The following is an 18,440-nucleotide window of genomic DNA, read 5'->3' as shown; positions in this document are numbered from 1 at the left end:
GGCCCAGAAAGCGAACCCCATGAATCCTTCCGCGGCCTCGCAAGGCTTTCCGCGCTTGCTCGCCGATGTGGGCGGCACCAATGTTCGCTTCGCCAGCCAGCTCAGCGCTAACGGCCCCTTGCAGCAGACCGGCAGCTATGCCTGTGCCGATTTTGAATCGCTCTGTGACGCGATCTGCCATCACCTCTGGCGCGAGGGCCTGGAGCGGCCACGCGCCAGCGCGATCGGTATCGCCACGCCGGTCACCGGTGACCATATCCGCATGACCAACCATGCTTGGACCTTTTCGATCAAGGCCATGCAAGAGGCTTTGGGGCTGCAGCGCTTGCTGGTGTTGAACGACTTTTCGGCGCTAGCCCTGGCCCTGCCGACGCTGCATGCCGACGCGCTCTGCCAGCTAGGCACGGGCCAAGCGGTGCCCGGCGCGCCGATCGCCTTGATTGGGCCTGGCACAGGGCTGGGCGTGTCGGGCCTGGTGCCGGCCTATGGCGCTGGTCTGGTACCGCTGGGCGGCGAGGGCGGCCATGTGACCTTGAGTTCTTACGAGCCCGAAGAGCAGGCGGTGCTGGACATCTTGCAGCAGCGCTTCGGCCATGTGTCGGCCGAACGGGCCTTGTCGGGGCCGGGGTTGGAGAATCTCTATTTGGCCCTGGCGCAGTTGCATGGAGTGCGCGTGGAGGCTTTGGCGGCTCAGCAGGTGACGCAGGCCGCGTTGGCGCGCAGCGATGCGATGGCCGACGCCGCGCTGGAGATGTTTTGCAGCTTGCTCGGCGGCGTGGCCGGCAATCTGGCGCTGACCCTGGGCGCTCGAGGCGGGGTCTATATCGGCGGGGGCATTGTGCCGCGGCTGGGCGCCAGGTTTTCCGAGTCAAAATTCCGCCGCAGCTTTGAGGCCAAAGGACGGTTCCGGGCTTATTTGAGCGACATCCCGAGCTATGTCGTACGCTCTAGCGAGCAGGCGGCCTTGCAAGGTGCATGCCGCGCCCTTGACCTTGATACGGCGCATTGAACAATGGACTTTTCGAGCTCAATGAAGCCCACATCGCCGGTCAAAGCGGCGCCTCTCTCGGCGCTGCGCAATATTTTTTGGGTCGCCTCGCTGTACTTGGCCATGGGCATTCCCTACAACGTGATCAACGGCACTTCGGTGCGCATGTTCAAGTCGCTGGGTTTTCCGGACAGCCAGATCACCGTGGCGGTTGGCAGCATAGGCATCGCCTGGTCCTTGAAGCCGCTGTGGGCAGCCTTTCTGGACATGTACCGGACCAAGCGCTTCTTTGTGCTGACGATGGAACTGCTGTGCGGCTTCTTGTTTGCGGCCATCGCCATGTCGGTCGGCGAGCCGGGCTTCTTCCAGATCGCGATTGCCTTGCTGTGGGTGGCGGCCTTCGCCTCATCGACCCAGGACATCTGCGCGGACGGGATCTACCTGACTGCGCTCGATAAAACCGCGCAGACGCGTTTTGCCGGGCTGCAGGGCGCGTTCTGGGTGCTGGGCAAGGTCTTGGCGACCGGGCTGCTGATCTCTCTGCTGTTCAAGCTGCAGGCCACCCAGGGCTGGTCCGATCAAACCATGTGGCGCCATGTGATGTTGAGCTGCGCCGCTGCCATGGGGCTGCTGGCGCTGTATCACCTGTTGATGTTGCCGACCGGCAGCGTGGCGGCGCGTCCCAGCGGAGCCGCACAAGTATGGCGTGACTTCAGCGGCACGGCGACAACGTTTTTTCACAAGCGCGCCTTCTGGGGCATGATTGCCTTTGTCTTTCTGTATCGGCTGGGCGAAGGGCTGATCCTGATGGAAGGCCAGCTCTTTTTGCAAAGCAGCACCGAGCAAGGTGGTCTGGGCTTGAGCGCGGGCCAGGTCAGCGATATCGACGCTGTTTACGGCACGCTCGCCAGCATCGTGGGCGGCCTGCTCGGCGGCGCCTTTGCCGGCAAGCTGGGCCTGCGGCGCTCGCTCTGGATACTGGGATTGAGCCTTAACATCCCGCACTTCACCTTTGTGTTGATGAGCCACTTTGCGGCGGCCGGCCATGGCCTGGACTACAGCGCCGTCGTGACCCTGGTCAGCATCGAAAAGTTCGGCTATGGCTTTGGCATGGTTGGGAATATGGTCTATCTGATGCAGCAGTTGGCGCCGGGGCGCTCGACGATGACGCATTACGCCTTTGCCACCGCGCTGATGAATCTGGTGCTGGTGCCCACGGCGATGATTTCCGGCCCTTTGGCCGAATGGCTGGGTTTCTCCAGCTTCTTCTTGCTGGTGATGTTGGCTTCAGTGCCCTCGGTCTTGGCGGCTTGGCGAGCACCCTTCCCTCAGCAAGAAGATGAGACGCGCTCAGTCTTCGACGCGGGTGCCGGCGGCGTGCAGCTGACGGTGGACGACCCGACGCGGCTGAGTGCCGTGGAGCAAGAAGTGCAGGCTATTGCGGGGCGTGCTTCGATGTTCGCAATGCTGGGCATCTTGGTGATTCTGATTGCCGACGCCAAAGTGCTGGGTTCGCTGCAAGGGGGCGAGCCTGGCACGGGTCTGACGCAGTTGCTGCTCCTATTGGCCCTGCTGTGCCCCAAGGCCTTTTTTGCACGCCGGACCTTTGTGCTCGCGGCCCAGGCGGCGCGGCTTGCTGGGCCGACCGGTGAAAAGCATTATTCGGGCAACGCCCAGGGCGCCAAGATCGCCACCTTGATCAGCGCCGCAGTGTCGCTCGCGGTGCTGGTTTTTTGCGCACAGCGCCTGCTGGCCTGATGAAGTTCGCTAAGCGCCGCTTCCTGCTCGCGCTGGCCTGCTTGGTCGGTTCTTCCGGCCTTGCCTTCGCGGACGGTGGCGCATCAACACATGCGCAGGCCTGGCAAAACAGCCCGGGCTGGTGGAACAGCACGGAGGACTTGCCGAGCTTTGACTTGGGCGCAAGCGCCCGCCAGCTGCCCTTGGTGAAGGTGCAGGGCAATAAGTTTGTCAACGAGCAGGGCGCCGTCGTCGTGTTTCGCGGCGTGAACATGTCTGACCCGGACAAGCTCGAGGCGCAAGGCCAGTTCAGCCGCGCCTACTTTGAGGCCATCCAGTCCTGGGGCGCCAATGTGGTGCGCATTCCTGTTCACCCCTCGGCCTGGCAGCGGCGCGGCAAAAAGGGCTATCTGGCGCTTTTGGATCAGTCCGTGCGGTGGATCAACGAGCTGGGCATGTATGTGATTGTGGATTGGCACTCGATCGGCAATCTCAAGTCCGAGCTGTTTCAAAACAGCAGCTATGCCACCAGCAAAGGCGAAACCTTTGATTTCTTCCGCACCGTGGCGGCTCGCTACAAGGGCGTCCATGCGGTCGCCATGTATGAGGTATTCAATGAACCGACCGTCTTTGGCGGGCGGCTGGGTGTCGTCAGCTGGGCCGATTGGAAGGCGATCAACGAAGAGGCGATCACCATCATCCAGGCTCACAACGCCGATGCAATTTCTTTGGTGGCCGGCTTCAACTGGGCCTATGACCTGAGCCCGGTGGCGATGGCGCCGATAGAACGCAAGCAGGTCGCTTATGTGAGCCATCCTTATCCGATGAAGGTGGCGGCGCCCTATGAAGAAAACTGGCAACGCGACTGGGGTTTTGTCGCGGATAACTATCCGGTGATCGCGACCGAAATTGGCTACCAATTGGCAGGCGATAAAGGCGCCCATATTCCCGTCATTGACGATGGCAGCTACGGCCCACGCATCACGAACTATCTGGGCGGCAAAGGGATCAGCTGGGTGGCCTGGGTGTTTGACCCGGACTGGGCGCCGCAGCTGATCAAGGATTGGCGCTACGAGCCGACGCTGCAGGGCCGGCATTTCCGGGCCGTGATGCTGAAGGAAAACAAACAATAGTCCAGCTGAGTCGATGTTTTCCCGCACTCACGAACTTGCTGGCGCGAGTGTGTCGGATGTCACAGCTGGACTGAGTCGGCCAGATTTGAGGGCCAAACCGGCATCCAATCAGGCGGGCAATCATCAGAAGGAGGCGTAGAGTGCAAAGAACTCGATAGGCGCTGAGATGGAATTATTCCTGCCCAAAGTTGAAGTGATCGCGCTGGAGCAAGGCTTGCTCGGGCAGTCGGGCTTGGCGCGCACGCAAACCCTGGTGGCTTTGGCCTGGTACTGGCGTCAGACCGATAGCCGGCAGGCCTTGGCTTGGGTCGAAGCCGGTGAGCGCAGCCTACAGGGCTTGGGAGTTCAGATCCAGACTACCGAAGTTGAGCCCCTTGCAGCGCGCCTGACGCTGGTGCGTGCCGAGTTGAATTTGCTGTCCGCCGAGCTTGGCGCGGCCTTGCAACTGGTGCTCGCAGCGATTGCGCAGTTTGAAGCTTGTCGGGACATGGCGGGGCTCGGTGATGCCTATTGGCTGCATGCGCAGGTCTTGGAGGACAGCGGTAGACAGGGCCAGACCAAACCCAGTTTGGACGCAGCGCGGGTGGCCTATGCGGCAGCGGGAGACATAGATCGGCAGGACGCATTGCATGCGCGTTGTTTGACGATGGCCTTGTTTGACGAGCCCGTGGCGGCGTCGGCGGCCATCTCGCAGAGCTTCCCGACTGAGCAGGCTCGGCCATTGCCCGTAGCGTTTTGGATCAGCAATGCGCATGGGCTGGCTGCAGCACTGGCCGGCGATCCTGCCGCCTCGATCAAGCATTTTTTACGTGCCCACGAAATCGGCCTGGAAATCGGCCAGCTGCGGCGGGCCTTGGTGGCCGGCAGCAACGCGGCCGAGTCGTTTTTGCGCTTGGGAGACTTGGACACGGCCTTGGCCATGCATGAGCGTGATTTGTTGCTGGCGCGCGAAGTCGGCTGGCCGGCCTGCTTGGGGCTATGTCTGGCCAAGATAGGCAGCGCGATGCGGCAACTCGGGCGTTATGGCGAAGCGCGCGGCTTCATGCTTGAGGGCGCCAAACAAATGGCGCGCCTGCCGGGTTCGCGCTCGCAGGCGCAGGTGGCGATAGACCTGGCGGAGTTGGAGTTGGCGGACGGCCAGTTTGCCGAAGCGGTTCGGGCCTTCACGGACTTGGCGGCGCAGCGCGAGCTGAAGCTGGCGCCCGACTTGTTGTTGCTGGTGCAATGTGGTTTGGCCACCGCACTGGTGAAGGTCGGTCAACATCAAGCGGCCGCCAAGGAGGCCACGGCTGCTTTGAGCTTGGCCACGAATTTGGGCGATGTCTTGGGTCAGGTCAATGCCATGCAGGTGCTGGCGCAATTGCCGCCGGACGCGGGTTTGCCGCTGCCGCCGCAGAGGCAAGCCCCTTCGTTGACGCTTCACTATCTGCGCGGGGCGCTGGCGCTGGCGGCCACCATTCCCGACTATGAGCCCTCGCCGGAGCTCAGGCAGCAATTGGCGGCGGCCGAGGCCTCGGCGGGCAATTACAAGCTGGCTTACGAGCATGGCTTGGCGGCCGATATGGCCTTCCGCCGCTTGCAAACAGCCACCGTTCAAAGCCGTGCAGTGGCGATGCAAGTCAAGCATGAGCTGGAGCAGGCCCAGGCCCAGGCGGCACTGCACCAGCAAGCGGCCGAGGCCTTGCGGGAAACGACGGCGACCTTGGAAGTCCTGGGCGTGATGGGGCGCGACATTACCGCCAGCTTGCAGGCCGAGAGCGTGTTTTTGACGTTGCATCGGCATGTCGAGCAGCTGCTGGATGCCGCCAGCTTTGTGGTCTTCATGGTGGAGCCGGCGCAGGCCGCAGCGGGCACGCCGCAAAAGCTGGTGCTGACCTACGGCTCGGAAGGCGGGCGCAAACTGCCCAGCGAGAGCCTGGATCTGCATGGCAACTCGGTCTTTGCGCGCTGTGCCCGCGAACGGGAGGAGTTGCTGATCAATCTTGCCCCCGAGCAGAGTGACGGGCCGCGCCTGATTCCGGGTACCTTGGAGACGCTTAGCCTCTTGTTTGGCCCCTTGTTGGCGGGCGACAGGCTGTTGGGCGTGATCTCCATTCAGTCCAACCGCCAGCATGCCTATGGCGACCGGGAGCGTTTTATCTTCAAGGCTCTGTGCGCCTATGCGGCCATCGCCCTGGACAATGCGGCCGCCTACGCCTTGACCGAATCGGCCCAGCAAGAGACCCACGCGGCCTTGATGGAGCTGCGCCAGATGCAGCGTGACTTGATCGAACGTGAGAAGCTCGCGGCACTGGGGTCCTTGGTGGCCGGCGTGGCCCACGAACTCAACACCCCGATTGGCAACAGCCTGATGGTGGCCAGCACCTTGCACGAGGGCAGCGAGGAGTTTTTGACGCTGGTCAGCCAAGGCCAGCTGCGCAAATCGCAGCTGGAGCAGTTTTGCCGCAATACACAGGATGCCAGTGGCTTGTTGATGCGCAATCTGGAAAAGGCCGCGGCCTTGGTCAATGGCTTTAAGCAGTTAGCGGTCGACCAGACCTCCGAGCGCCGCCGCGTCTTCAATTTGCGCCAGACCTGCGAAGAGGTGTCTTTGACCCTGGCGCACCTGCTGCAGCGGGCGGGCCATGAGCTGGTCGTCGATGTCGCCGAGGATGTGGCCCTCGACAGCTACCCCGGCCCCTTGGGTCAGGTGCTCAGTAACTTGGTCATCAACGCCGGCCTGCATGGCTTTGCTGGCCGGCAAGGCGGCCATATGCGGCTGAGTGCTCGGGTGCTGGAAGAGCGGCAAGTTTTGCTGTGCTTTGAGGACGATGGCCATGGCATCGCGGCCGAGCATCTAGACAAGATTTTCGAGCCTTTTTTCACCACCCGACTTGGCCAGGGCGGCAGCGGCCTGGGCCTTCACATCAGCTACAACATCGTGCGCAATCTGCTCGGTGGCAGCATCACGGTCAGCAGCATGCTTGGTCAAGGCACGCAATTCGAGATAGTGCTGCCCTTGGTGGCGCCGGGCTTGGGCGAGGCGCTCCCCTAGCTTGCACTACAAGGCGTGCGTCACCCATTTGAAGTCGGGGTCCTCGGCATAGGGCTTGATGGTGAAGCCCAGGCTTTTCATCAGTTTGAGCATGCCGGGGTTCTTGGCCAGCACCAGGCCCTCGATCTCGCTCAAGCCTTTTTCGCGCGCCACGTCCATGATGCTTTCCATCAGGCGTGAACCCAGGCCCTTGCCGCTGAAGTCATCGGCCACCACCAGCGAAAACTCGCAGCTCGATTGGTCGGGGTTGGTGATGTAGCGTGAGACACCGATGATGCGCTCGGTCTCTACGGTTTCGCCGTTAGCGTCGAGGCTGCGTTGCTTGGATACCGCTACCAGTGCCATCTCCCGGTCATAGTCAATCAAGCTGAAACGCGCCAGCATGGCCGGCGGCAACTCCGTCATCGAAGAGACAAAGCGGAAATAGCGACTCTCGGCCGACAAGCTGTGTACCAGCTGCTGCAACATCTGCGCGTCGTCCGGGCGAATCGGGCGCAGCGTGTATTCGCCGCCGCCGCGCATAGGCCAGACCTGCGCATGCCGCGCCGGGTAGGGCAGGATGGCCAGATGGGCGTATTGCTGCGAACCGGGGCCGATCGCCAGTGAAGCGCTGTCGATGACGATGCGGGCATCCACCGCGACGGCGCCAAACTCGTCCACGATGATGGGGTTGATGTCCATCTCGCGCAGCTGCGGCAACTCGCACACCATCTCCGACACGCGCAGCAGCAGCTGCTCCAGAGCGTCCATATCGACGGCGTTGGCGCCGCGCCAGTCACCCAGGGTTTCGGCCACGCGCGAGCGGTCGATCAGGCGGCGTGCCAAGTAGCGGTTCAGCGGCGGCAGCTCCATCGCCCGGTCGTTGAGCAACTCGATCATGGTACCGCCGGCGCCAAACACCACCACCGGGCCAAAGGGGTCATCGGTGACCAGGCCGATATAGATCTCGCGGCCGCGTTTGGCAGCCGCCATTTTCTGCACGGTGACGCCGTTGATGCGGGCCTGCGGTGCCAGGCGCGCGACGCGCTCCATCATTTCGGTATAGCCATCCTTGACGGCGGCGCCATGCTGCAAATTGAGCACCACGCCTTGCACATCGGACTTGTGCGAGATATCGGGTGAGTCAATCTTCAGCGCGACGGGATAGCCCAGCTGGGTGGCAATCATCATGGCCTCGTTGGCCGAGCGCGCCAGAATCGTGTGTGTGACGGGGATCTGAAAGGCCGACAACAGCGTTTTCGACTCGATCTCGGTCAGCACCTTGCGGCGTTCGGACAAGACGCCCTCGATCACCAGCCTTGCCGCCTCGATATCGGGTTTAGTCAGGGTGGACAGCGGGGCCGGTGTTTGCTGCAAGAGCAATTGGTTTTGGTAGAAGGACGAAATATTGCCGAAGGCGCCGACCGCTGCCTCGGGTGTGCGAAAGCTCGGAATCGAAGCCTCGCTGAGGGTGCTGCGGGCCGTGCCCACCGACGCGTCGCCCATCCAGCAGGCCAGCAACGGCTTGCTTAAGCTGCGCTTCATCTCCGCCAGCGCGCGAGCGACGGCGGTGGTGTCAGCGCCCAGCTTGGGCGAGTAAATCGCCAGCACGCCGTCGACCTGCTTGTCGCGCCCGGCCGCTTCGATCGCCGCCTGGTAGTGCTGACCCTCAGCGTCTTCTGACAGGTCGATCAGGTCGCACAGGCTGGCCAGCTCGGGCAACAAGGGCTTGAGCGCGGTGACTGAATCCGGCCCCAGCCGACCCAGCTCAAGGCCGATCTCGTTGATCCAATCGGCCGCCAGTACGCCGGGGCCGCCGCCGTTGGTGACGATGGCCAGGCGCTTGCCGACGGGACGGTAGCGCGAGGCCAGACATTTGGCGGCAGAGAATAACTCGACAAACGAGCGCACCCGGACCGCACCGGCACGCCGCAGGGCCGAATCGAAAACATCGTCGCTGCCGACGATGGTGCCACTGTGGGTTTGTGCGGCGGCGTTGCCGGCGGGCTTGCGTCCGGCCTTCAGGATCACCACAGGTTTGGCGTTAGCGGCCGAGCGCAGCGCGCTCATAAAGCGCCGCGCATTGCCTATGCCTTCAAGGTAGACGATGATGCTTTGCGTCTGCGCGTCATTGGCGAGGAAGTCCAAGACCTGGGCAATATCGACGCCGGTGTTGGGGCCCAAGGAGACCACCGACGAAAAGCCCACCGCGTTGCTGCGCGCCCAGTCCAGCATCGACGCCGTCAGGGCACCTGACTGCGAGACCAAGGCCAAGGAGCCGGCCTGTGCCAGCGGCCCGGTGGCGCTGGCATTGAGCTGCAGGCCCGGGCGTTGAAAGCCCAGGCTGTTGGGGCCGAGCAGCAGCATGCCTTCACGCCGGGCGATTTTCTTCAGCATGGCGGCCTGTTCGGTGCTGACGCCGCTGGAGATCACCAGCGCGGCGCGGCAGGTGATGCGCCCGGCCACCTCCAGCGCGGCAGCGATGTCTTGCGGCGGCAGCGCGATGATGGCCAGATCGGCCCGCGCCTGCGCCAAGTCGGCCAAGGTGCCGGTGCTCTGGATATCCAGGAAGCGCAAGCTGCCACTGAAGCGTTGGGCTTGCAGCGCTTGATGCAGCGCCAGGGCGTGGGCGCTTTGCCCCTCGCTGCTGTCCGGCGAGCCGGCAAAAACAACAATCGACTCGGGGGTAAACAGTGGGGTCAGGTAATGCTTGTCCATGGTGTCGCTTTTTTGCCCCAGCGGGGCTGAGATCAACCGCAGTCTAGCCAAGCGTTATGGCTTCCGGCTTGACCTGAGACAAGCGCTTAGCTGGCCCTTCACCGCATCCGCTTAAATGACGCGTTCGAAATGCTCCACCCTAGGCGGCTGAGCGAAGAAGGGGCCGACGATGGCGCGCCAAGCTGGGAACAAGGGGCCGCCGCGAAAATGCACGGTATGGTCCTCAAGGCTGGCCCATTCGATCTGCAAGATGTAACGCTCGGGTGACTCCAGCCCATGTTGGACGCTCGCGCTCATAAAGCCCTGGGCCTGTGCGATCACGGTCTTGATGCCATGCGCAATGGCGGCTTCAAAGGCGGCCTGCTGGCCAGGCGGAATTTGAATTTCGGCGATCTCGAGAATCATGAAGAGCCTTTGGGGGTTCAGTGGAGCTAAGGATTAAATCGAATGATTGAATCAAGTGTCGGCCCGCCCTTCGATCAGCGGTAGTGCACCCGTTTGCGAAATTCATCTTGCAGGCGCTGATAGCTGCCGTCGCGCCGCATCTGCGCCAACCCAGCGCTGAAGGCTTGGGCCAGGCTCTCGCCCTGCGGGTGTTGCTTGGAAAAAGCCACCCAGAAGCCATCCATTGAGAGCAGGCCCACTCGCTTGGCGCGGCCCTTGAACTCGGGTGTGTTGTTGATGCGCATGCCGCCGGGCGTGCGATTGAGCAAGATGTAGTCGACCCGCTTGGCCAGCAGCATGCGTATCAAGGCGGCATCGGAGACAGCCACCGATTTCAGAATCCGGCTGTCGTGCATGAATTCGCTGGGGTAGGTGTAGCCGTTGGTATAGGCCACGCGCTTGCCCCGCAGGTCGGCCAACCGGAGTTCGGGCACATCGGCGTCAGCGCGAGCAAAGATCGACAACTCCTCCTCGAACATGGCCGGCTGGTGCCAGACATAGTCGGCGCGGTTGTCATCGGTGATGGTGGCGTTGAAGCAGCCCGCGACCTGGCCGGATTTAGCGTAAAGCATGCAGCGCGCAAACGGTACGTTGATGATCTTCACCTGTATGCCTTGGCTTGCAAGAGCGGCGCGCACCAGGTCAACACTGAAACCGACCGGGCTGCTGTCGGTGTCGGCGCCGGGCTTCTCGGCGGCGCTGTACGGCGACCAGTCATCTTCGCCCGCGAGCACCAGCGTCTTTTTGTCGTTGCTAAATGATGCGGTGGCTGAGGTGGCCGAGAACTCGGCCGGGGTCTGCGCGAGTAGCCCAGTGCTGAACGCCAGGCAAACAGCTATCGAGACGGCACGGTGTAGGTAGCAAGCGAACATGGCCGACAAGCTTATTGACTGCTGCGCTCAGGCCGACTCGGCCAGCAGCTTTTCGACCAAGGCATGCAGGGCGGTGAAGTCCGGTTCACCGACATAGCGTTTGACGATCTCGCCGCGCTTATTGATCAATAGCGTGGTTGGCGTCAGCTGAATCTTGCCAAACTGATGGGCGATTTTTCCGTTGTTGTCGATCGCCACGCCGAAGGGCAGCTTGCGGCTCTCGGCGAAATTGGCCACGAAAGCCGGTGGGTCGTAGCTCATCGCCACGGCCAGGGTGTCAAAGCCCCGGGCCTTGAACTTTTCATGCGTTGCGACGATTTGCGGCATCTCTTTGACACAAGTCGTGCAACTGGTGGCCCAGAAATTGACCAGCATGACCTTGCCTGCCCATTGGCTGGAGTCGGCCGGTGCGCCGTCCAGCAGCACATAGCTGACGGCCGGCGCTACTTCGCGGGAGCCAAGGCTTTGATAGGCAAAGAATCCGCCGCCGGCCAAGGCCGCCACCAGCAGGGGCAGAAAAATACGTTGCAGCTTCATGGCGGCAGTTTAGCCTGGGCTTTGAACCAAGGGCGGCGGGTGGGTCATCCGCCGCAAGCCAGGGTCAAAGCCCTTTGGACAACTCGAACATCAGCACCGAGGACAGCGCATCGTTCAGGTGCAGGCGCGAGATGCGTGCCAGGCCGTCTGCAGTGGCGGTGGAGAGCTGTGTCAGGTGGGGCTCGTCGAGCACTTCGACAAAGCAGAAGTCCGGCACTTCGCGCATCACGTCGGCAAACAATTGCTCAAAGTCGTCGCCGCGCAGCGCGCTCTCGAACACGATGCCATGCGGCAGGCCTTCCTGGCAAAACTGCGCCGCTTCCGCCATGCTGCCGGCCAGGTCGATGATCAGCCCCATATGCTGCATGGCGGCCTGAATCTGGCCGCGTAGCTCGCGCTGCGCGGAAATGATCAGCACATGGCTGCCGGCCAATGGCTTGGAGTTGTTGGACGGCTGGAACTCGGCCACGCGCTCGCTGCTTTGGGCGAGTTCCCGGCCGGCCTCTCGCTCGCTGCTTGCCGCGATCAAGCCGGGCTCGTCTCCGATGATTTGCGGGAACTCGAGGGTGAGCACGGTGATGCCTGCTTCGTCCTCCCGCAGTGGCAACACACCCATGGTCAGTGCGGTTTGCTCGACCAGGCGCCAGGCCAGGGAGTTCAAGGCCAGCGGCAATTCCTTGAAACGAGGGTCGTCGATCAGGTCCAGCGAACGGTGAGCAAAGCGGCACACCAGTCGGGCTTTAGCCGGCCATGGGGTCAGATCCAGCCGCAGGTCGATCGAGCTGTGAGTGCTGGCCAGAGCCCAATCCATCAAGGCGTTGAGCAGTGCGAACAGCAGCGAGCCGTCCGCCATGATCTCAACCGGCTTGAGAATTTGCCGCACCTGGATGCCGCGCGCCTGGGTTTCGCGGCTGCGTTGCGCCAGCACGCCGCGCAATATTTGCGTGAGGTGCATGCGCTCGCGGCTCAGTTTGAGTCGGCCGGAGGCGAGGCGGGCGAGTTGCTGGCCCAGCATGCCGGCCTCACGCGCCTGGCTGACGCTTTCACGCAGCGCACGCAGGCTCTGGCGGTCGATCTGACCGGTGCTGACCAGGTCGTGGATGCGTTCCAAGGCCGAACTCAGAGGCCCCGCAATTTCAGCACCCAGTTGTTGCACGATTTCGGTCCACTGCACGGGGCTTGGCTCGCCGGCCACATCATTGGCGGCTGAGCAGGCGGAGGCAGTTGAAGTGGACGGCGGGATTGACATGGGCAGGCTTGAGGATCGGCGGCTGTTTTTCTTTTAGGGGCGCTTGCGGGCCAAATTCCCGCAACGGACGCCATCGTCAACGCGATGGTCCTCAGCGTCCATCCCCTGATCCGGGGGAGTTGGCGCTGAAATTGTCATTTGTCTGCAATAAGCGCGAAATTTGCGCACTTTCACACGTTTTGACGCAGTGGCCTGCGCCTATGCGATCACCCCGGTCTGCAACAGTGCCGCAATCTCGGCTTCGGTTCGACCCGCTTCAAGCAAGAGCTCGCGGGTGTGTTGACCCAAAAGCGGCGGGGCCCGGCGATAGCTCACCGGCGTGGCTGACAAGTTCATGGGGCTGGACACCAGCTGCAAGCCGGGGCTCAAGGGGTGCGGCATGGGTCTTGCCATGCCTCGCGCCTGGACCTGCGGGTCGGCGAAGGCTTCGGCGAGGTTGTTGATGGCGCCGCAGGGTACTTTGGCGGCTTCAAGGGCGCTGAGCCAGGCGTCGCGGGGGCGGGTTTTGATTGCGGCTGCGATTATGGGCACCAGCAACTCGCGTTGCCGAACGCGTTGAGCGTTCGTGCTGAAGCGAGGGTCTTGTGCCCAAGCCGGGAAGCCCGCGATGGCGCAGAACTTGGCAAATTGATGGTCATTGCCGATGGCCAAAATCAAATGGCCATCGCTGGCTTCGAAGGCTTGGTAGGGCACGATGTTCTGGTGGGCATTGCCCATGCGGGTGGGTGCTTGGCCCGTGCAGAGGTAGTTGGCGCCCAAATTGGCCAGCATGGCCAGTTGCGTGTCGAGCAGGGCCATGTCGATGACCTGGCCCTGGCCGGTCGCGTCGCGGTGACGCAAGGCGGCCAGAATCGCGACGGTGGCGTAGAGGCCGGTGAAGAGGTCGGCCACGGCCACACCGACCTTCTGCGGCCCGCCGCCGGGCAAGTCGTCACGTTCGCCGGTCACGCTCATCAGGCCGCCGATGCCCTGCACGGCGTAGTCGTAGCCGGCACGGTCTTTGTAAGGCCCGGTCTGGCCGAAGCCGGTAATGGAGCAAACGATCAGGCCGGGATTGAGCTCGCGCAGGCTTTGCGCGTCCAGGCCGTAGCGGGCCAGGTCTCCGACCTTGAAGTTCTCGACCAGCACATCGACGCCGGCCGCGAGTTCGCGGATCAGCGCTTGGCCTGCTGGGCAGGCGATGTCGATGGCGATTGAGCGCTTGTTGCGGTTGGCGCCTAAGTAGTAGGCGGCCTCGCTGGTGTCGCGGCCCTGCTCATCTTTCAAGTAAGGCGGCCCCCAGGCGCGGGTGTCGTCGCCGCTGCCGGGTCGTTCCACTTTGATCACATCGGCGCCGAGATCGGCCAGGGTTTGCGTGCACCAAGGCCCGGCCAACACGCGCGACAGGTCGAGTACGCGCACGCCACCCAGCGCCATCGGGGGTAGGGGCGCTTGGCAGGATTCTTTGGGGGGCTCGTTGGGGGCGGCTTGGTTTTGCATGGGTGAGATTGTCGGGCAGGGCTATGGCCGCCGCCCTTGGATAATGCCGCCATGACCTCACGTGCCCCTCTTCTCGTACTTGCCTTGAGCTTGGCGGCTTGTTCGCCCAAGCTGGATTGGCGCCAGACTCACCCCGTCGGCGCGGGCATCACGGCAATGTTCCCTTGCAAGCCGGTGGTCAACAGCCGCCCGGCCACGGCGGCCGAACCGGCAGCCATGGGTTTGGCTGAATGCAAGGCCGACGAGTGGACCTTCTCCCTGGCCTGGGCCGACCTCAAAGATCCGGCCTTGGTGGGTCCGGCCTTGCTTGAAATGCAGCGCTCGCTGACGACTAAATTGAATGCACAAGCGGTATCGACCGAAGCGCTGACCGTGGCCGGCATGACGCCCAACCCGGCGGCCGGGCAGCAGTTGCTGCGGGGCACGCAGCAGCACGCACGGCTGGCGGTGTTCTCGCGCGGCTTGCGGGTCTATCAGGTGCTGATGTTGGGCACGCAAGACAAGCCGGTCGCCTGGGAGAGTTTTATCACCGGGCTGAAGCTTGATTCGTGAGCAGTTTGGCGCCGTACGCAAGTCAGGACGGGAGGGCTTGCGGCGCGCAGCAAATGCAGCGTTGATAATGAGGTCATGCCCGGTTTGCTTTTGATCGCCCATGCCCCGCTTGCTACAGCCTTGAAGGTGGTGGCGGAGCACACCTTCCCGCATTGCGCGGCCCAATTGACGGTGCTGGACGTGACGCCGGATATGTCGGCGGACGACGTTGAGGGCGCTGCGCGGGCGCTGCTGCAAGCGGCCGGCCATGCAGAAGCCTTGATTCTGACCGATGTCTTCGGCGCCACGCCTTGCAACGGCGCGCAGCGTTTGCACAGCGAAACCGTGCGCGTGGTCAGTGGTGTCAATGTGCCCATGCTTTGGCGCTCCCTTTGCTACATCAGCGAGCCTTTGGCGTCCTTGATCGCGCGGGCCGTTCAAGGCGGTGCGGCCGGCATCATGTTGAATGACATTCCCGTGAACCCCAATTCGGAAACCTGAGATTCAATGATCAAGTCGACGCTCACCATCAGCAATAAATTGGGCCTGCATGCCCGCGCATCGGCCAAGCTGACCAAACTTGCCGGTAGCTTTCAGTGCGAGGTTTTCATGAGCCGAAAGAGCCGGCGCGTCAACGCCAAAAGTATCATGGGCGTGATGATGCTGGCGGCTGGCCTGGGTTCGGAGGTTGAACTCGAGACCGAAGGGCCTGACGAGCAGGCCGCTCAAGACGCCATCACCGCCTTGGTGAATGACAAGTTCGGCGAGGGTCAGTGAGCGGCCGCCTGCGGCTTATTCGATGAAGTGACGACGGTAGCGAGCGGGTAGTTCGGCCAGTCGCATCATCATCGGCAGATCGGCCATATTGAAGTCGGGGTCCCAAGCCGGCGCGCCGAGTATGCGGGCACCGCAGCGCAAATAGCCCTTGATCAGAGGTGGCGCCTCGACCTTGAGATCGTGGCGCAAGTCATCGACAGGCAAGGGCAAACGGGGCCGCACCTGCCATTCAATCCCGGCCAAATGGGTCTTCTCCAGTTGCTTCCAAAGACTGGCCGCGAAATGACCGCCATCACACATGCTGATGCTGGCGCAGCCGACCATGGTGTCGAGTTTGTTTCTGATCATGAACTCGGCCAATGCACCCCAGAGCAGCATGATGACGCCGCCCGAGCGGTGGGCCGGATCAATGCAAGAGCGTCCCAGCTCCACCATGTTTCCCCGCAGGCTGCGCAAGCGTGTGAGATCGAATTCGGTCTCGCTGTACAGGCCGCCGGCGCGCTTGGCTGCTGCAGGGGTCAGCACCCGGTAGGTGCCGACAACGCGGCTTGAATGGTCCTTGGGGTCAATCTCGCGCACCAAGAGATGCTCACAAAAGGCATCGAAGGTGTCGATGTCGTGACCGGCCGGCGTTCCTTTTGGTACGGTCAGGCGTGCGCCCATTTCTTCGGCAAAGACGCGAAAGCGCAGCTGCTGCGCCTCGCACACCTCTTGTTCTGTTTTGGCCCAGCAAACTTCCAGCCGGCTTGGTGTCGCTCCATGCGCTGGCTGCTGCAGCTGTACCGGCGGGTGCTCCAGCCTTGCGGGGCGGAGTTCGGAATAGGGCAAGGTGGACAGCGGAAGATCCCTCATGAGCGGCCTCGTCTAGGTCGTTGGTTGGCAGGCGGATGCTCGGTTGTTGCGGTGACGCTGCCATGACGCATGAATGACGATTCGGTGACGAGGCAGCAGGGCCGAGTGGCTGCTAAAGTCGGTGCATGAGCTTTCAGGTGTTTGGCATCCCGGTCTCGCGCGGCGTGGCCATCGGCCGCGCGGTCTTGGTGGCGTCGAGCCGCGTAGACGTCGCGCACTATTTTGTTGCTTCAGCTCAGGTTGAAGGCGAGATCCAGCGCGCTTATCGGGCCCGCGATGTGGTGGCGCGCGAGTTTGAAACGCTCAAGCAGGACTTGCGGGGCGATACGCCTCAAGAGCTCGCCGCCTTGCTGGATGTGCACTTGATGCTCTTGCACGATGAGGCTCTCATTGGTGCGGCCACGCAATGGATTGTTGAACGGCACTACAACGCTGAATGGGCCTTGTCCGCTCAGCTTGAGGTGCTGGCGCGCCAATTCGACGAGATGGAAGACGACTATCTGCGCGAGCGCAAGGCTGACCTGGAGCAAGTGGTCGAGCGGATCTTGAGTGCCTTGGCGCGCGAGCAGGGTTTGAATCCGGCCGATGCGGCCAGCGTTGTGCAGCGCGACTTTGCCGGAGAAGATCCCTTGTTGTTGGTGGCGGCCGACATTGCACCGGCCGACATGATGCAGTTCAAGCGCAGCGTCTTTCACGGTTTCATTACCGACATCGGCGGAAAGACCTCGCACACGGCCATCGTTGCCCGCAGCATGGACATTCCCGCCGTGGTGGGCACGCGCGAAGCCTCGCGGCTGATTCGCCAAGATGACTGGATCATCATTGATGGTGATGCGGGCACCGTGATCGTCAATCCGTCACCCATCATGCTGGAAGAGTATCGCTTCCGGCAGCGCCAGAGCGAGTTGGAGCGGGCGCGCCTAGCGCGTTTAAGGCATACGCCGGCGGTAACGCTGGACGGTGAACGTATTGAGTTGCACGCGAATATTGAGCTCCCTTTGGATGCGCTCGGCGCCATTGAGGCGGGCGCCACCGGGGTTGGTTTGTTCCGCAGTGAATTCCTGTTCATGAATCGCGATGGTGAGTTGCCCGGCGAGGATGAGCAATTCGCTGCTTACCGGGCGGCCGTAGAGGCAATGCAAGGCATGCCGGTGACCATTCGTACCGTTGATGTGGGTGCGGACAAGCCGCTGGACCGTATGAGTGCGAGTGAATTGCGCCATGAGCATGTGCTCAATCCGGCCATGGGTCTGAGGGCGATTCGCTGGAGCCTGGCCGAACCCAGCATGTTTCGCCAGCAGCTGCGCGCCATCTACCGGGCAAGTGCTTTTGGCAAGGTCCGGCTGCTGATCCCTATGGTGGCGCACCTGCATGAAGTAAGGCAGATTCTGGAGGCCGTCAAAAAGGTTCAGCAGCAACTCAATGACGCAGGCCATGCGTATAGCCATGTTGATCTGGGCGTCATGATTGAAATTCCTGCGGCGGCCGTGATGCTCCCCTTGTTGTTGCGCCATGTTGACTTCGTCTCGATCGGCACCAACGACCTGATTCAATACACCTTGGCGATTGACCGCGCAGACGAGGCGGTCGCTCATCTTTATGATCCTTGGCACCCCGCCGTCTTGCAGTTGTTGGCAAGCTCGATCGGGCAGGCGCGAGCGGCCGGCAAGTCGGTCAGCGTATGTGGCGAGATGGCCGGTGACCCCGCGTTCACGGACTTGCTGCTAGGGATGGGTCTGCGTAGCTTTTCCATGCACCCGTCTCAAATCCCCTCGGTGAAACAGCGCGTGTTGCGCGCCGATGCGGCGCGCCTTGCCTCCTTCATGCCAGAAATCTTGGGGAGTGAAGATCCCCGGCTAGAGGCGGAGCAAGCTTTCGCCAGAAACAAACCGGCGCGGACTTTGCAGTAAACCGTGCGAACGTTCGGCGCGACTGAGCTGACCCTCAAGCTACCGCGTGGACGGGTAATTGCATATTTTTCAGCGAGTTGGCGTTGCAGGCTTGATTCTTCGTGCTACAGTCGTGGGCTTCGCTGCTGAGGTTCACGCCACGGCAGCGGCAGAGGTAGCAAAAAGGAAGTGCAAAAGAAAATTTCGATGCACTTGACGGA

The 18,440-nt window shown here is 62.4% G+C and carries 15 protein-coding genes; 8 read left to right on the top strand and 7 right to left on the bottom strand.

What is annotated here, in order from left to right; translation table 11 throughout:
* Positions 1-19 precede the first annotated feature (19 nt).
* The 4 genes from LNV08_RS16330 (at position 20) to LNV08_RS16315 (ending at position 6,892) form a co-directional block, all read left to right on the top strand.
* The gene (locus LNV08_RS16330) at positions 20-1,009 is read left to right on the top strand and encodes a glucokinase (protein WP_263534795.1); all 990 of its coding nucleotides are present in this window, start codon (positions 20-22) and stop codon (positions 1,007-1,009) included.
* A gap of 21 nt (positions 1,010-1,030) precedes the next feature.
* Positions 1,031-2,746 carry an MFS transporter gene (locus tag LNV08_RS16325; RefSeq protein ID WP_263534794.1) on the top strand — a complete coding sequence of 572 codons (1,716 nt, stop codon included), beginning with the start codon at positions 1,031-1,033 and terminating at the stop codon, positions 2,744-2,746.
* The gene (locus tag LNV08_RS16320) at positions 2,746-3,858 is read left to right on the top strand and encodes a glycoside hydrolase family 5 protein (RefSeq protein WP_263534793.1); all 1,113 of its coding nucleotides are present in this window, start codon (positions 2,746-2,748) and stop codon (positions 3,856-3,858) included. Before LNV08_RS16325 ends, LNV08_RS16320 begins: the two co-directional genes overlap by 1 nt.
* A 166-nt stretch (positions 3,859-4,024) precedes the next feature.
* Positions 4,025-6,892 (top strand): sensor histidine kinase, encoded by a 2,868-nt coding sequence (locus LNV08_RS16315; RefSeq protein ID WP_263534792.1) that lies wholly within the window; start codon positions 4,025-4,027, stop codon positions 6,890-6,892.
* Between the two features lie 6 nt (positions 6,893-6,898).
* Here the strand turns inward: LNV08_RS16315 and LNV08_RS16310 are convergent, their stop codons facing one another.
* The 6 genes from LNV08_RS16310 to LNV08_RS16285 all read right to left on the bottom strand — a co-directional run bounded on the left by LNV08_RS16310 (position 6,899) and on the right by LNV08_RS16285 (position 14,107).
* Positions 6,899-9,589 (bottom strand): bifunctional acetate--CoA ligase family protein/GNAT family N-acetyltransferase, encoded by a 2,691-nt coding sequence (locus tag LNV08_RS16310; RefSeq protein ID WP_263534791.1) that lies wholly within the window; start codon positions 9,587-9,589, stop codon positions 6,899-6,901.
* Positions 9,590-9,700: 111 nt separating this feature from the next.
* Complete coding sequence (locus LNV08_RS16305; protein WP_263534790.1) at positions 9,701-9,994, bottom strand: antibiotic biosynthesis monooxygenase family protein; 294 nt, start codon at positions 9,992-9,994, stop codon at positions 9,701-9,703.
* A 74-nt stretch (positions 9,995-10,068) separates the two neighbouring features.
* Positions 10,069-10,905, bottom strand: coding sequence for a substrate-binding periplasmic protein (locus LNV08_RS16300; protein ID WP_263534789.1), 837 nt, complete (start codon positions 10,903-10,905; stop codon positions 10,069-10,071).
* Positions 10,906-10,932: 27 nt separating this feature from the next.
* On the bottom strand, positions 10,933-11,442 hold the full coding sequence (locus tag LNV08_RS16295; RefSeq protein WP_263534788.1) for a TlpA family protein disulfide reductase: 510 nt from the start codon (positions 11,440-11,442) through the stop codon (positions 10,933-10,935).
* A gap of 64 nt (positions 11,443-11,506) precedes the next feature.
* A complete protein-coding gene (locus LNV08_RS16290; protein ID WP_263534787.1) occupies positions 11,507-12,691 on the bottom strand; it encodes a hypothetical protein in 1,185 nt (394 codons plus the stop codon).
* A gap of 198 nt (positions 12,692-12,889) precedes the next feature.
* Positions 12,890-14,107 carry a CaiB/BaiF CoA transferase family protein gene (locus LNV08_RS16285; RefSeq protein WP_263535061.1) on the bottom strand — a complete coding sequence of 406 codons (1,218 nt, stop codon included), beginning with the start codon at positions 14,105-14,107 and terminating at the stop codon, positions 12,890-12,892.
* 114 nt (positions 14,108-14,221) lie between these two features.
* Here LNV08_RS16285 and LNV08_RS16280 point away from each other — a divergent pair, with 114 nt between their 5' ends.
* From LNV08_RS16280 to LNV08_RS16270, 3 genes are all read left to right on the top strand, one after another.
* Entirely contained in the window at positions 14,222-14,722 is a 501-nt protein-coding gene (locus LNV08_RS16280) for a hypothetical protein (protein WP_263534786.1), read from the top strand.
* Between the two features lie 75 nt (positions 14,723-14,797).
* Positions 14,798-15,202, top strand: coding sequence for a PTS sugar transporter subunit IIA (locus LNV08_RS16275; protein ID WP_263534785.1), 405 nt, complete (start codon positions 14,798-14,800; stop codon positions 15,200-15,202).
* A gap of 6 nt (positions 15,203-15,208) precedes the next feature.
* Entirely contained in the window at positions 15,209-15,478 is a 270-nt protein-coding gene (locus LNV08_RS16270; RefSeq protein WP_263534784.1) for an HPr family phosphocarrier protein, read from the top strand.
* Between the two features lie 15 nt (positions 15,479-15,493).
* Here LNV08_RS16270 and LNV08_RS16265 read toward each other — a convergent pair whose 3' ends face one another.
* Positions 15,494-16,330, bottom strand: coding sequence for a GNAT family N-acetyltransferase (locus LNV08_RS16265; RefSeq protein WP_263534783.1), 837 nt, complete (start codon positions 16,328-16,330; stop codon positions 15,494-15,496).
* 125 nt (positions 16,331-16,455) lie between these two features.
* Between LNV08_RS16265 and ptsP the strand changes: the two genes are divergently transcribed.
* Entirely contained in the window at positions 16,456-18,240 is a 1,785-nt protein-coding gene (gene ptsP / locus LNV08_RS16260) for a phosphoenolpyruvate--protein phosphotransferase (RefSeq protein WP_263534782.1), read from the top strand.
* The last annotated feature ends 200 nt before the right edge of the window (positions 18,241-18,440 follow it).

Source organism: Paucibacter sp. TC2R-5 (assembly GCF_025717605.1).
Taxonomy (GTDB): Bacteria; Pseudomonadota; Gammaproteobacteria; order Burkholderiales; family Burkholderiaceae_C; genus Paucibacter_A; species Paucibacter_A albus.
The sequence above is the reverse complement of the archived record's forward strand: the minus strand, read 5'-3'. Positions and strand labels throughout refer to the sequence as shown.